The sequence below is a fragment of the Arenimonas sp. genome, from assembly GCF_044348765.1.
Lineage (GTDB): Bacteria > Pseudomonadota > Gammaproteobacteria > Xanthomonadales > Xanthomonadaceae > Arenimonas.
In genome coordinates this window covers 1-14,842 of record NZ_JBIKSE010000038.1, presented here as the reverse complement: position 1 = coordinate 14,842, position 14,842 = coordinate 1, and the positions used below count along the sequence as shown (strand labels likewise).

Genomic DNA, 14,842 nt, shown 5'->3' with positions numbered 1-14,842 from the left:
CCTGCCGGGGTTTTTTATAGCCATCAAACCCCTTTAGTGGTCAGCCGCGCCGGATCAAGCAGCACCCTCAACTCGGCAAGGCTCAAATCGGTCATTTCCTTGGCTACATCGATGACTGGCCGGTTTTCAGCATACGCCCGCTTGGCAATCTGCGCCGCCTTTTCGTAGCCGATGACCGGATTCAACGCGGTGACCAGCATCGGATTACGGGCCAAGGCTTCACGCATCCGTGCCTTGTTGAATTTCAGACCATCAATGGCTTTTTCCGCCAAATGGCCGCAGGCCGAGGCCAGCAGCTTCAGATTCTGGAGGCTGTTGTACGCGATCACAGGCATCATGGTATTGAGCTGGAAACTGCCGCTCTGCCCGGCAATGGACACCGTCGCATGATTTCCCATGACCTGGGCGCAGACCATGGCCACCGCTTCGGGGATTACCGGATTCACCTTGCCCGGCATGATCGAGCTGCCCGCCTGCAAGGCCGGCAATTCCGCCTCCGCCAGCCCGGTCAACGGGCCGGAGTTCATCCAGCGCAGATCATTGGCAATTTTCATCAAGCTCACCGCCAACGCATTGCACTGACCGGACAGCTCGACCAAATGATCCTGGGCGGCCATGGATTCGAATTTATTGCGTGCTGGGCGGATGCGCAGGCCGGTGGCTTTGGCGAGGTGCCGACAGGCCAGTACGGTCATTTTCGGGTCGGCATTCACTCCGGTGCCGACAGCGGTGCCGCCCAGCGGCAGCTCCAGAAGTCGCTTTCCGGTGTCCTGTAGGCGGGCCACGGCGGAATCCAGCTGCGCCAGCCAAGCCGACAGTTCCTGCTCCACCGTGATCGGCATGGCATCCATCAGGTGTGTCCGGCCGGTTTTCACCAGACCGCGGCCCTGACGCGCTTTCCTGGAAATACTGGCTCGCAATTGTTTGATTGAGGGCAGAAGCACCCTGTTCAGCAGCAGCGCCGACGCAAGCAGGCTGCTGCTGGGTACCACATCGTTCGAACTTTGGCCGTAATTGACATCGTCATTCGGGTGAATCGCCAGCCCGGATTGCCGGTGCGCGAGGGCAGCGATGACCTCATTGAGATTCATGTTGGTGGAAGTCCCGGATCCGGTCTGGAACACATCGACCGGAAACTGGTCGGCATGTTCGCCGCAGGCGATCGCGTTGGCGGACTTGGCAATAGCCTTGGCACGCTTGGCCGGAATATGGCCGAGCATGCCGTTGGCTTCGGCTGCGGCTACTTTGATCAAGGCCATGGCCTGGATGAACTCGGGAGACATGCGCAGACCGGAAATGGCGAAGTTGTGCAGCGCACGCTGGGTCTGTGCGCCGTAAAGCGCATCGAACGGAACAAGAAGATCGCCGAAACCGTCCTGTACAACGCGGAATTTCAAGCTCATGGGGCTACTCCGTTTCGACTCGATTCTCGATGATAACGCCTTTTCACGGTACAATTGTCACCGGACAGCGCGCGGCAGGCATGGCTTGCCCCGCCCGGCACACCTTCATCCCAGGCTTACCGATCATGACCGAGCATACCCTTCTCGCCCTTTCTCCGACCGATGGCCGCTATGCCAGCAAAGTCGATGCCCTGCGGCCGGTGTTTTCCGAGTTCGGGCTGATCAAAACCCGGGTGCATGTGGAAATCGAATGGCTGATCGCCCTCGCCGCAGAATCCGGTATTGCCGAACTTCAGGAATTCGATGCGGCCCAGACCGCTTTTCTTCACGCCATCGCCGCTGATTTCAGCCTTGCCGATGCCGAACAGGTGAAAGCCATCGAGCGCACCACCAACCACGATGTCAAAGCCGTGGAATATTTCATCAAGGAAAAACTGGAAAGCCGTCCGGATCTGGCGCAGGCCAAGGAGTTCACCCACTTCGCCTGCACCTCGGAAGACATCAACAACCTGAGTTATAGCCTGATGTTGCAGCAGGGCCGGAATACCGTGCTGCTGCCGGCAATGGAACGCCTGCAGGATGCCCTGCTTGCGCTCAGCCATGCTCAGGCCGGCCAGCCGATGTTATCTCGTACGCATGGCCAAACCGCATCACCGACCACGCTCGGCAAGGAAATGGCCAATGTACTGGCCCGCATTAACCGTCAGATGCCGCAATTGCGCGGCATTCGCATGCCCGGAAAAATCAACGGTGCGGTCGGCAACTACAACGCGCACGCCGTGGTCTATCCGGAAGTCGATTGGCCCCGTTTCTCGGAACGTTTCGTGACCGGCCTTGGTCTGGAGTTCAACTCCTACACCACGCAGATCGAACCGCATGACGCCATCGCCGAACTGTGCGATGCCATGCGCCGGATCAACATCATCGGTATCGACCTGTGCCGGGATATCTGGGGTTATATTTCGCTGGGTTATTTCAAGCAACAGCTCAAGGCCGGCGAAGTCGGTTCATCGACCATGCCGCACAAGGTCAATCCGATCGATTTCGAAAATGCTGAGGGCAATTTCGGCATCGCCAACAGCCTGCTCAGCCATTTCGCCGAAAAGCTGCCGATCAGCCGCTGGCAGCGCGATCTGACCGACTCGACCGTATTGCGGGCGCTCGGCACCGGTTTCGGACATACGCTAATTGCACTGGATTCACTAGGCAAGGGCCTTGGCAAGCTGGAAACCAATCCCCAGCGCCTGCAGGAAGATCTGAACAGCGCATGGGAAGTGCTGGCGGAACCGATACAGACCGTGATGCGCCGCTACGGATTGCTGAATCCCTACGAGCAATTGAAGGCGCTGACCCGCGGCCAGGGCATCACCGAAGCCAGCATGCGTGATTTCATCAGCACTCTTGCTTTACCCAACGCGGCCAAACGGGAGCTGCTCGCCCTCACTCCTGCCAGTTACATCGGACATGCCGAGTCACTGGCTAAAGCCATCCGTAAGGTCTAGCTCATGATTGAAAGTACCGGCAATGCGCAGCACTTCCTGGGAATGCCGGTCGAGCGCTTCCTCACCGAGTATTGGCAGAAAAAACCCCTGCTGATCCATCAGGCCTTCCCCGGCTTCTCACCACCGCTTTCGCCGGAAGATCTGGCTGGTCTGGCCTGTGAAAACGGTCCTTTGGCTCGCGTGGTCACCTATCAGCGCAAAAAAGATACCTGGAGCCTGCGCACGGGACCATTCGCGGAAAGCGATTTTCCAAAGCTCGGCCACCACGACTGGACCCTGCTGGTTCAGGACATGGACAAATGGGATGCCGATGTCGCCGAATTGCTGGCGCCCTTTTCTTTCCTGCCGCGCTGGCGGGTGGATGATGTGATGATCAGCTTCGCCGTCGAGGGCGGTTCGGTGGGGCCGCATATCGATCACTACGATGTATTTCTGGTGCAGGCCATGGGTCACCGCAAGTGGCAAATTGAAGCCGAAGCCCGCCACGAGACGGCATTCCGTCCCGATTCGGAATTGAAGCTGTTGCAGGAATTCAAGGCTGACCACAGTTGGGACTTGGCCCCAGGCGATGTCCTGTATCTGCCGCCGGGTTACGCGCATCACGGCGTGGCCCTTGATCCCTGCATGACCTTCTCGGTCGGCATGCGTGCGCCTTCCAGCGCGGAAATGCTGATAGATTTCGCCGAAGATCTAGCCCAGAAATTGCCGGAATACCAGCGCTATGCAGACCCCGACCTGAGCGTTCCCGACGATCCTTATGAAATCGATGATCAAGCATTTGCGCGCGTGGATGCCGCGTTGGCCGTCTGGCAGCAGACGGATGCCGTTGAACGCCGACGTTGGTTTGGCCAATTCATTACCCGTTATCGCGCCGCTGGCGATGTCCAAGCCGGGCCAAACCAGGCACCCTGGCCTCGTGCCTTACAGGCCATGGTCTCCGGTCAATCGCTGTTCCGCCACCCCTTCGCCCGCTTTGCCTGGTGCCGCGAGGGCAAGCACGCCTTACTGCATGTAACCGGCGAAAGCCACCGGATGGAGCCGTCGGAAGCTGCCCAGCTCTGCCGGCAGACGAGACTGGACATGGCTGATTTCACTGGTCTGGGCAAGGCGGCACAGCATGCCGTTGAAGTGCTTTACGCGCAAGGCGTCTACCAGCTGGCCGAATCAGAATGATTCAGGCTGCGTTTCGGATCATCGAGGTCGACTACGCAAAAGATCTGGCGCTCCTGCGGATCATTCGCGAAGCGGTTTTTGTGATTGAACAGCAGGTGCCGTTGGCCATCGAGCGCGACGAACTGGATTCCAAATGCAGGCATGTATTGGCTGTAGATGCGGAAGAGCGTCCCATCGGTACCGGCCGACTGACGCCCATGCGCACTATCGGCCGCATGGCTGTTTTGGCCGATTGGCGAGGTAAAGGAGTTGGCGAGGCTTTACTCGGCCGTTTGATCGCACATGCCCGCACCGCCGGCTGGCCGTCCGTGAGTCTGCATGCACAAGTCGAAGCCATCGGGTTCTATCGCAAACACGGTTTTCTGGCCGAGGGCGATATCTATGCCGAAGCAGGCATTCCGCACCAAACCATGAGCCTGGACTTAACAAATCACGGTAACTGATTGAATGTCTGAAACACTTTGTTCACATCGGGCAGACTCGGTTATAATTTGGGGTCTGTGTCCCGCGTGTGGCCGTCCCCAGCCGAGCCAAGCAACCTTCAATAAGGCGATTCCGTGGAAAGTTTGATCAAACAATTCCTCAAGTCCTCGCAGCTTTCAGGCGGCAATGCCGCATTCATCGAAGATCTCTACGAAAATTATCTGGTTGATCCGGCCAGCATTCCAGCACCTTGGAAAACTTATTTTGACGGTTTCCAAGGTGATCAAGATGTACCCCACTCGGCGGTACTCGCCTCGGTGCAAGCGCAAGCGCGAAATGCCCGATACACCCGTGGCGGTGGCGATGAGGAAATGGCACTCAAGCAAACCGCCATCGGCAAGCTGGTCACCGCTTTCCGTTCGCGAGGCCATTTGAACGCCGATCTCGATCCATTAGCCATGATGGAAAAGCCAAGCGCGCCCGACCTCGATATCGGCCATCACGGCCTGAGTGCCGCCGATCTGCAGACGGAGTTTCCGGTCAACACCTATTTCGGACCGGATAAACTGAAATTGGCCGACCTATTGGGTCGCCTGAAGAGCACCTACTCCGGCCCGATAGGTGCCGAGTTCATGCACATCAGCGATGCCGACCAACGCCAGTGGATCCAGGAACGCTTAGAATCTGTGCAGAGCCGCCTACAAGCCAGCCCCGAGCAACGCAAACGCATCCTCGAGCGACTGACGGCTGCCGAAGGCCTGGAACGCTATCTGCACACCAAGTATGTCGGCCAGAAGCGCTTCTCGCTGGAAGGCGGCGAATCCCTGATCCCTCTGATGGATCAACTAATCCAGCACGGTGGCAAACATGGCATCAAAGATGCCATCATCGGCATGGCCCATCGCGGCCGTCTTAATGTCTTGGTCAACACCCTCGGCAAGCCCCCGCAGAAGCTATTCGCCGAATTCGAAGGTCGCTTCGACCATCCCGACACTCCGGAACACTCGGGAGATGTGAAGTACCACATGGGCTTCTCGGCCGACGTCAATTCACCGGGCGGCCCGGTCCACCTGGCTTTGGCTTTCAATCCCTCGCATCTGGAAATCGTGGCGCCGGTCGTTGCCGGCAGCGTACGCGCACGCCAGATGCGGCGCCAGGATGACAGCCGAATGCAGGTACTTCCGATCGTCATTCACGGCGATGCCGCCTTCGCAGGCCAGGGCGTGGTGATGGAACTTTTCCAGATGTCACAGGCCCGTGGCTTCGCGGTCGGCGGCACCGTCCATATCGTCATCAACAACCAGGTAGGCTTTACTACATCGCGCCCCGATGATGCGCGCTCGACTCTGTACTGCACCGACCCGGCCAAAATCGTAGGGGCGCCGGTTTTCCACGTCAACGGCGACAATCCGGAAGCCGTGGTGTTCTGTGCCGAACTGGCTTTTGATTACCGCCGAAAATTCGGTCGTGATGTAGTCATCGACCTGGTCTGCTACCGCCGTCATGGGCACAATGAAGCCGATGAACCGGCAGCAACACAACCCTTGATGTACCAGAACATCCGTTCCCGCAAAACCACCCGTGAGCTCTATGCCGAACATTTGGTCACGGCCGGTCTACTCGCTGATACTGAGGTCAAAGCACTGGTCGAGGGCTTCCGTGGGAAGCTCGACAAAGGCGAAGTGACCACGGATGTCGCCGAATCACGCAAGGACGAGTTTGCGGTCGACTGGACGCCATGGCTGAATGGAAAATTGGCACAGCCCGTGAATACCGGCCTCGCTAAATTTTCACTTGAAGACCTCGCGAAGAAAATCAGTGCTGTACCCGATGGTTTCAAGCCGCATGCCCGCGTTGCCAAAATCTATGAAGACCGCCGCAAAATGCTAGTTAGCGAGCTTGACATGGACTGGGGGTTTGCCGAAAACCTGGCTTATGCCACCCTGCTGACCGAAGGATATCGCCTGCGCTTGGTTGGTCAAGATGCAGGCCGCGGGACCTTCTTTCACCGCCATGCAGTCATCCACGACCAAAACAACGGCGATTCCTACATGCCGTTACAACAGTTTGTGAAACACCCCAGTCATGCCGTCATCATCGATTCACTGCTCTCGGAAGAGGCGGTGATGGCCTTCGAATATGGCTATTCGACTGCCGAGCCGATGACGTTGAACATCTGGGAAGGCCAGTTCGGCGATTTCGCCAACGGCGCCCAGGTCGTCATCGACCAGTTCATCACCTCCGGCGAAGCCAAATGGGACCGTCTGTGCGGCCTGGTACTGTTCCTGCCGCACGGCTATGAAGGCCAGGGACCGGAACACAGCTCAGCCCGCTTGGAGCGCTTCCTGCAACTGTGCGCACTGAACAACATCCAAGTCTGTACGCCAACCACACCGGCACAGATGTTCCACATGCTGCGTCGCCAGATGCTGCGCGCCACCCGCAAGCCGCTGGTAGTGATGACACCAAAATCGATGCTGCGCCACAAGCTCTCGGTATCGCGCATGGATGATCTAGTCAGCGGCTGCTTCCAGGAACTGATTGCTGACAGCACCGCCAAACAGCCTGAAACAGTGTCACGCGTCGTAGTCTGTGCCGGCAAGGTCTATTACGACCTGATTGAAGCTGCCGCTGAGAAAAAACTCGACAATGTCGCCATCGTTCGGATCGAACAGGTGTATCCATTCCCACGCGAAGCACTAAAGACAGAGCTTAGCCGTTACAAAAAAGCCAAAGATGTGTTCTGGTGTCAGGAAGAACCGCAGAACCAAGGTGCCTGGTACCAGATCCAGCACCACTTGCGCAGCTGTCTGGGTGATGGCAAACAACTGCACTACGCCGGTCGTGCCCGTTCGGCCGCCCCGGCATGCGGACATGCCAACACCCATATCGCAGAACAAAACCAATTGATCGCCGACGCCCTGATTAATCCGGGAAAGAGCGATTTCACCCATGAGTAACCGAAAAGGCCAGAGTCATGAGCATTGAAGTCAAAGTCCCCGTCCTGCCCGAATCCGTTTCCGATGCCATCATCGCCACTTGGCACAAGAAAGTTGGTGACACAGTGCGCCGTGATGAAAACCTGATCGATCTGGAGACCGACAAGGTCGTGCTGGAAGTGCCATCGCCGGTCGACGGCGTCCTCAAGGAAATCAAATTCGAAACCGGCGCCACTGTTACCAGCGCCCAGGTCATTGCCGTGATCGAAGCGGGCGTTGTTGCCGCTGCACCGGTCCCGGCCGCAACTGCGGACAAAGCCGATGCCCCGGAAGCCGCCACGCCTGCCGCAACCGCAGCGTCGGCAAATGTCGATACCAGTGCGCTGCCGCCCGGGGCCGCCAATTACGCCGCCCGCAATGACGTCAATCCAGCTGATGTCACCGGCACCGGGCGCGCAGGTCGTGTCACCAAGGAAGATCTGGTCAAGCACGTCACCTCCGGTGGTGGCGCACGTCCTGAACAGCGCGTACCGATGACCCGCATCCGCCAGCGTATCGCCGAACGCATGATGCAATCCAAGAACTCGATCGCCATGCTGACCTCGTTCAATGAAGTCAATCTGTCGAAAGTGATGGCCATGCGCAAAGAACTTGGTGAGCCGTTCGAAAAGACCCACGGTATCAAGCTCGGCTTTATGAGCTTCTTCGCAAAAGCTGCCGCCAATGCACTTACCAAGCATGGCATCGTCAATGCCTCGGTTGACGGTAACGACGTGATCTATCACGGCTATGCTGACATCTCCATCGCCGTGGCCACCGAAAAAGGCCTGGTCACACCGGTGCTGCGCAATGTCGAAAACATGAGCTTCGCCGACATCGAAGCGGCTATCGCCGGCTACGCCAAACAGGCTCGTGAAGGTGGTCTCAAGCTGGAAGACCTGCAGGGCGGCACGTTCACCATCACCAACGGCGGCACTTTCGGCTCTTTGATGTCGACACCAATCGTCAATCCGCCGCAATCGGCCATCCTTGGGATGCATGCGATCAAGGAACGTCCGATCGCCGAAAATGGCCAGGTCGTAATCGCTCCAATGATGTACATTGCGCTGAGCTACGACCACCGGATTATTGACGGCAAGGATGCGGTGCTGTTCCTGGTCGATATCAAGAACCAGCTGGAAAACCCGCACCGTATGCTGCTCGGTCTGTAATCCACTTTCGAGGTGAATGTCATGAGTACTGAATTTGATGTCGTGGTTATCGGAGCCGGCCCGGCCGGCTACCATGCGGCCATCCGCGCCGCGCAGCTCGGGCTGAAAACCGCCTGCATCGATGCCGCTCTCGGCAAGGACGGCGCACCGGCGCTGGGCGGCACCTGTCTGCGTGTCGGCTGCATCCCGTCCAAGGCTCTGCTGGACTCATCGCGTCAGTTCTGGAACATGCAGCATTTGTTCGGTGAGCACGGCATCAGTGCCGACAACGCCAAAATCGATGTCGCCACCATGGTCGGTCGCAAAGACAAGATCGTGAAGCAGTTCACCGGCGGAATCAGCTCTCTGTTCAAAGCGAATAAAATCACGCCTTATTACGGATTCGGTCAATTGCAGCCTGGTAAGCGCGTCAACGTCAAGCAGCATGATGGTTCCGTTGTCGAACTGATCGGAAAGCACATCGTCATCGCTGCAGGTTCAGACTCAATCGAACTGCCATTTGCCAAATTCGACGGCAAACACATCGTCGACAATATCGGTGCACTTGATTTCACAGCGGTTCCGAAACGGCTCGGTGTGATCGGCGCCGGCGTCATTGGGCTGGAGCTCGGCAGTGTCTGGAAACGGCTCGGCGCGGAAGTGACTATTCTCGAAGCGCTCCCGGATTTCCTTGGTTCGGCCGATGCCGAAGTCGCACGAACCGCGCTCAAGGAGTTCAAAAAGCAGGGGCTCGACATTAAGCTCGGCGCAAAGGTCAGTAAAGCTGAAATAAAAAATGGTGAGGTACATCTGGCCTATAACGATGGCAAAACCGACCAAAGCCTGGTGGTTGACAAGCTGCTGGTCGCAGTCGGTCGCAAAGCCGCCAGCAAAGGCCTGCTTGCCGAAGGCACGGGGATCAAACTCAACGAGCGTGGCCAGATCGAGGTTGATGCGCATTGCCGTACCGGTATCGATGGCATCTGGGCGATCGGAGACTGCGTCCGAGGTCCGATGCTCGCTCACAAAGCTTTTGAAGAAGGTATCGCCGTAGCCGAGCTGATTGCCGGTCTGCCTGGCCACGTTAACTTCGATACCATTCCCTGGGTGATCTACACCGAACCGGAAATCGCCTGGGTTGGCAGAACCGAACAACAGCTCAAGGCGGACGGTATCGAATACAAAACAGGCAGCTTCCCGTTTGCTGCTGTCGGACGTGCGGTGGCTATGGGCGAACCGGCAGGCTTGGTGAAAGTCATCGCCGACGCCGAAACCGACCGCGTGCTAGGCATGCATCTGGTGGGCGTCGGTGTATCGGAACTTGTCCATGAGGGTGTGTTGACCATGGAGTTTCATGGCTCTGCCGAGGATCTGGCCCGCATCTGCCATGCTCATCCGACCCTTTCGGAAGCCATCCATGACGCCGCTATGGCGCTGGATAAACGCGCCATTCACAAGGTCAACTGACTGATTCGATGATCGAGGAAAACCTGCAGTAATGCGGGTTTTTTCATATCCAAGGAACTCCCTAATGAGCCCGATCCGAGCATACCGAATTCATAATGACGAGCGTGGCTATCGCGCCGCCATCGAATCGCTTTCCAGCAACGAACTGACCGCCGGCGATACCCGCATTGCGGTGGACTTCTCCAGTGTCAATTACAAAGATGCCCTGGCCGGAACGGGGCGAGGCAAGATCCTACGTCAATATCCGCTCAATGGTGGAATCGATTGTGCCGGGCACATCATCGAATCAGCCACCCCCCAATTTAAGCCCGGGGATACGGTTCTGGTGACCGGCTCTGGTCTCTCGGAAACCGTGGACGGCGGCTATAGCAGCCAGGTGCGCATTGATCACCACCAAGTTATTCGTATTCCCGAAGCATGGGGGCCGCGCGAGGCCATGATTCTTGGCACTGCCGGTTTCACGGCCGGACTGGCACTTTTGCGCATGCAGGAAAACCGACAGCATCCTGATATGGGTCCGATCGCCATCACCGGTGCCACCGGAGGTGTCGGTATGCTGGCAATCGCCCTATTCCACCGTGCCGGTTATCGCGTCCATGCCGTTTCCGGAAAACAAGAGCATGCCGAGTTACTCCGCCAGATCGGTGCAGAAGTTGTTTTGACTCGTGAGTCAGTACTCACGGACAAGTCTATGGACAAGGCCAGGTTCGGTGGTGCTTTGGACAACGTCGGCGGGCAGACTCTGGCGGCACTGCTTGCACAGACCGCACCCTACGGCAATGTTGCCAGTTGCGGCCTGGTCTCAGGACAGGATCTTGCCGCCACGGTCATGCCCTTCATCATCAGGGGAGTTTCACTGCTCGGTATTGCTTCGGCCGGAACCGAACGCGACCTCCGCGAACGCGTCTGGCAGCTGCTAGCTCGGTACTTTGATGCCGAATACCTGAGATCGTTACCGGTTCGCGAAACCGGATTGGAAGGCTTACCGGAAGTCTTCTCGCAAATGCTTTCCGGCCGATCATTCGGCCGGGTCGTTGTCCGAATCTGCGGTAAAGATTGATGCGGCGACCCCGAATCTGAAGCGCTTCAGGGAGAACCCAGTACTGACCCGTAGCGGGTCAAGCGCATATTCCGATGAGCCTCGCAATCACCAAAGACCAGGAGCCTGATCAGTTTTGGGGATTGCCTTAGGGCGCAAAACCATGCCTGAGCAAGCCTGCCAACGAAAATGAACTGATTGAAATCATCAACCAGATGCTGTCTTTCAGCCTGGCTTAATCTGCCGGAAAAAGTTCTGCCATTCGCTTATAAAGTGCTTCTTGTTCTGGAGTTTGCGGCGCTGGCGCCATAATTTCAATTTCGACCAATTGATCACCATTAGCCGGCTTGCCCGGCATACCCCGTCCTTTCAGACGTAACCGTTTTCCGCTGTCTGATTTCGGCGGAACCTTAAGTCCGACCTTACCGCCCAGGGTCGGTACCGATACGGTTGCACCCAACGCCGCCTGCCACGGCATCAAACTGAGGGTATAGAGCACATTTTGGCCATCCAATTCGAACTCCGGATGTTCGTGATAGCTGATTTCGATCAACAAATCACCGCCACGCTCACCCTGTCCAGCTAGACGGATGGTCTGTCCGGGGCGTATTCCGGCCGGAATGACGACTTCCAGCGTTCGCTCACCGATTCGGATTTTCTGTTTGCCTCCGGCAAAAGCACGTTCCAGAGGAATAGCCAAGCGGACGCGGCTACCTCTCGGCGGTTGCGATTGCGCCCGCCGCGCACCGCCAAATAGGGACTCAAAGAAATCGCTGAACCCCGCATTGCCATCCATCTCATTGAAATCAAACTGGAATCCACCGCCCGTGAATCCCGGAGGGGGTCGGAAGTCCTCGCCTGGCCGATAGCCACTGGCCTTCAGCTGGTCGTATTGTTTGCGCTTTTCCTTATCCTTAAGCACCTCGTAAGCTTCATTGATCGCCTTGAAGCGCTCTTCGGCACCGGCTTCCTTGCTCACATCGGGATGGTATTTACGCGCCAGTCGCCGGTAAGCGGTCTTGATTTCGGCTTCGCTAGCCGCGGGCTCAACACCGAGCGCCTGGTAGTAATCCTTAAATTCCATAATTTGGCTCCATGCATGGAAGCATTTGCTATCGTTTGCTACGATTCACGAAAAGCTGACATAAAGAGTTTATCATTACAAGACCACAATCCCTACAGGCTAACTATGGCAATCGAAATCGGAAATAGCATCCCTAACACCTCCATTAATACCCTCAAAGACGGCATTCAAGCCATCGACACTTCCGAATTCTTTGCAGGCAAAAAGGTCGTCATGTTTGCAGTGCCCGGTGCTTTCACACCGACCTGCTCGGCAAAACATCTGCCGGGCTACATAGAGCATGCCGGAGCATTCGCTGACAAGGGCTATATCCTCGCCTGCCTGTCAGTGAACGATGCCTTCGTGATGGGAGCCTGGGCAAAAAGCCAATCCGCACCCGACAGCATCGTCATGCTAGCCGATGGCAATGGCGCCTTCACTAAGGCGCTCGGCTTGGAGCTGGATGCCACACCCTTCGGCATGGGGCTGCGCGCAATGCGCTTCGCCTTGATCGCCGACAACGGCATCGTTACCCATCTGTTCGTTGAAGCGCCGGGTGAATTCTCTGTATCCTCCGCCGAGCATGTTTTGGCGCAACTTTGATTCAACAATACAAAATCACCATGCACAAGAGACTGAAAAAACGAACCTTATAAGAACCCATCATCTAAGGATGAAAAAACGGCGGGATAATCCCGCCGTTTCTTTCATCATAGACTGCTTATTCGAAAACTTCGGGCTCAGCATCCAACTCTGCATCATCCTCAATCACATCCAAACTCTCGATGGCCATGAGCTTCTCATCATCCGCCACACGCATGAGCGTAACACCCTGGGCATTGCGGCCGACCTGTGAAACCTCAGAGGCACGGGTCCGTACCATGGTGCCCTGATCTGAAATCAGCAGGATTTCCTGGAGCTCAGTCAGCTGGATAGCACCGACCAATCGGCCATTACGATCAGAAGTTTGGATTGCGATGACACCCTGGGTACCACGGCCTTTTTTAGGATAGGCGGAAACTTCGGTGCGCTTTCCGAACCCGTTCTCACTAGCAGTCAGAATATCACCATCGCCGTCGACCACCACCATGCTGACCACGATTGCATCCTTATCCGGCAGTCGCATGCCGCGGACACCGGTCGCGGTACGACCCATCGAGCGCACCTCGGATTCATCGAAGCGCACGGCCTTGCCGTGAGAGCCGAACAGCATGATGTCCTTGCTGCCATCGGTCATCTGTACATCGACCAGACCATCACCCTCGTCGAGGTTAATAGCCCAGATGCCATTGGCACGCGGACGCGAATATTCCGACAGCGGTGTTTTCTTGACTGTACCGTTACGTGTAGAGAAGAACACATAGCGGTCATCGGAAAAATCACGGACCGGAAGTACCGCCTGCACTCTTTCGCCCGGCTGCAGCGGAATCCAGTTGATGATCGGACGGCCTCGCGAGTTCGGGCCTGAATCCGGAAGTTGGTAGACCTTGAGCCAGAACACCCGCCCTTCGGACGTAAAGGTGAGCAGCGTGTCATGGGTATTGACTACCCACAACCGCTCGATAAAATCCTCGTCTTTGACCGAAGCGGCTGCACGCCCCTTACCACCGCGCTTCTGCGCCCGATAGGTTGATGGCATCTGGCGCTTGGCGTAGCCCGAATGCGAGAGCGTGACGACGACATCTTCGGATGCAATCAGATCAAGATCAGCTAGATCTTCCTCGCTGGCGCGAATTTCGGTACGGCGATCATCGCCGAAATCGTCCTTGATCTTGAGCAGTTCGCCGCGGATGACATTGAGCAGGCGTTCCGGAACTTCGAGGATTTCGATCAGATCGCGGATTTCGGCGAGCAGTGCCTTGTATTCCTCGGTCAGTTTGTCCTGCTCCAGCCCGGTGAGCCGGTTCAGGCGCATTTCCAGGATTTCCTTGGCCTGCACTTCCGTCAGCTGGTAGCCGTCGGCCAGTAGACCGAAGCCGTCACCAAGCTCTTCTGGACGCGATGCGTGCGCGCCGGCGGCATCCAGAAGAAACTTGACCAGACCCGGCTGCCAGCGCTTGGCCATCATCCTGTCTTTGGCTTCCTGGGGATTCTGTGAGGTCTTGATCAATTCGATCATTTCATCGATGTTGGCCAGAGCAACGGTTAGGCCTTCGAGAATGTGGGCACGGGCGCGAGCTTTGCGCAGTTCGAAGATGGTACGACGAGTCACCACTTCACGGCGATGACGCACGAATGCTTCCAGAATCTGCTTGAGATTCAATAGCTGCGGACGTCCGTCGACCAGCGCCACCATGTTGATGCCGAAACTCTGCTGCAGCGGGGTTTCATTGAACAGATGGTTGAGCACGATTTCCGCAGACTGGTCGCGTTTGATCTCGATGTAGATGCGCATACCGTCCTTGTCGGACTCATCGCGAAGTTCTGAAATGCCTTCGACGCGCTTTTCCTTGACCAGCTCGGCGATTTTCTCGATCAGACGGGCCTTGTTGACCTGGTATGGCAGCTCGCTGACGATGATGGCTTCACGGCCGTTATCCTGCATTTCGATTTCGGTCTTGGCGCGCATGACCACACGGCCACGGCCAGTGTGGTAGGCGGCATGAATGCCAGCGGCACCATTGATGATGGCCGCGGTCGGAA

The 14,842-nt window shown here is 57.0% G+C and carries 11 protein-coding genes; 8 read left to right on the top strand and 3 right to left on the bottom strand.

What is annotated here, in order from left to right:
* Positions 1–23 precede the first annotated feature (23 nt).
* A complete protein-coding gene (locus ACIQ0Q_RS06995) occupies positions 24–1,403 on the bottom strand; it encodes a class II fumarate hydratase (protein ID WP_395772226.1) in 1,380 nt (459 codons plus the stop codon).
* Between the two features lie 125 nt (positions 1,404–1,528).
* On the opposite strand from ACIQ0Q_RS06995, the gene purB reads away from it, so the two are divergent.
* From purB to ACIQ0Q_RS06960, 7 genes are all read left to right on the top strand, one after another.
* Positions 1,529–2,905, top strand: coding sequence for an adenylosuccinate lyase (purB, locus tag ACIQ0Q_RS06990; RefSeq protein ID WP_395772225.1), 1,377 nt, complete (start codon positions 1,529–1,531; stop codon positions 2,903–2,905).
* Positions 2,906–2,908: 3 nt separating this feature from the next.
* Positions 2,909–4,078 (top strand): JmjC domain-containing protein, encoded by a 1,170-nt coding sequence (locus ACIQ0Q_RS06985; protein ID WP_395772224.1) that lies wholly within the window; start codon positions 2,909–2,911, stop codon positions 4,076–4,078.
* Positions 4,075–4,521: a GNAT family N-acetyltransferase gene (locus ACIQ0Q_RS06980; protein WP_395772223.1), complete on the top strand. Its 447-nt coding sequence runs from the start codon at positions 4,075–4,077 to the stop codon at positions 4,519–4,521. Before ACIQ0Q_RS06985 ends, ACIQ0Q_RS06980 begins: the two co-directional genes overlap by 4 nt.
* Positions 4,522–4,635: 114 nt before the next feature.
* Positions 4,636–7,461, top strand: coding sequence for a 2-oxoglutarate dehydrogenase E1 component (locus tag ACIQ0Q_RS06975; RefSeq protein ID WP_395772222.1), 2,826 nt, complete (start codon positions 4,636–4,638; stop codon positions 7,459–7,461).
* Positions 7,462–7,478: 17 nt separating this feature from the next.
* Positions 7,479–8,651 (top strand): dihydrolipoyllysine-residue succinyltransferase, encoded by a 1,173-nt coding sequence (gene sucB / locus ACIQ0Q_RS06970; RefSeq protein ID WP_395772221.1) that lies wholly within the window; start codon positions 7,479–7,481, stop codon positions 8,649–8,651.
* Positions 8,652–8,672: 21 nt separating this feature from the next.
* A complete protein-coding gene (gene lpdA / locus ACIQ0Q_RS06965; protein ID WP_395772220.1) occupies positions 8,673–10,097 on the top strand; it encodes a dihydrolipoyl dehydrogenase in 1,425 nt (474 codons plus the stop codon).
* 64 nt (positions 10,098–10,161) lie between these two features.
* Positions 10,162–11,157, top strand: coding sequence for a YhdH/YhfP family quinone oxidoreductase (locus ACIQ0Q_RS06960; protein ID WP_395772219.1), 996 nt, complete (start codon positions 10,162–10,164; stop codon positions 11,155–11,157).
* A 214-nt stretch (positions 11,158–11,371) separates the two neighbouring features.
* On the opposite strand, the gene ACIQ0Q_RS06955 is transcribed toward ACIQ0Q_RS06960, so the two are convergent.
* Entirely contained in the window at positions 11,372–12,220 is an 849-nt protein-coding gene (locus ACIQ0Q_RS06955) for a DnaJ C-terminal domain-containing protein (RefSeq protein WP_395772218.1), read from the bottom strand.
* A 105-nt stretch (positions 12,221–12,325) separates the two neighbouring features.
* Here ACIQ0Q_RS06955 and ACIQ0Q_RS06950 point away from each other — a divergent pair, with 105 nt between their 5' ends.
* A complete protein-coding gene (locus tag ACIQ0Q_RS06950) occupies positions 12,326–12,802 on the top strand; it encodes a peroxiredoxin (RefSeq protein ID WP_395772227.1) in 477 nt (158 codons plus the stop codon).
* Between the two features lie 118 nt (positions 12,803–12,920).
* On the opposite strand, the gene ACIQ0Q_RS06945 is transcribed toward ACIQ0Q_RS06950, so the two are convergent.
* On the bottom strand, positions 12,921–14,842 hold a 1,922-nt coding region (locus ACIQ0Q_RS06945; protein ID WP_395772217.1), incomplete at its 5' end, for a DNA gyrase C-terminal beta-propeller domain-containing protein.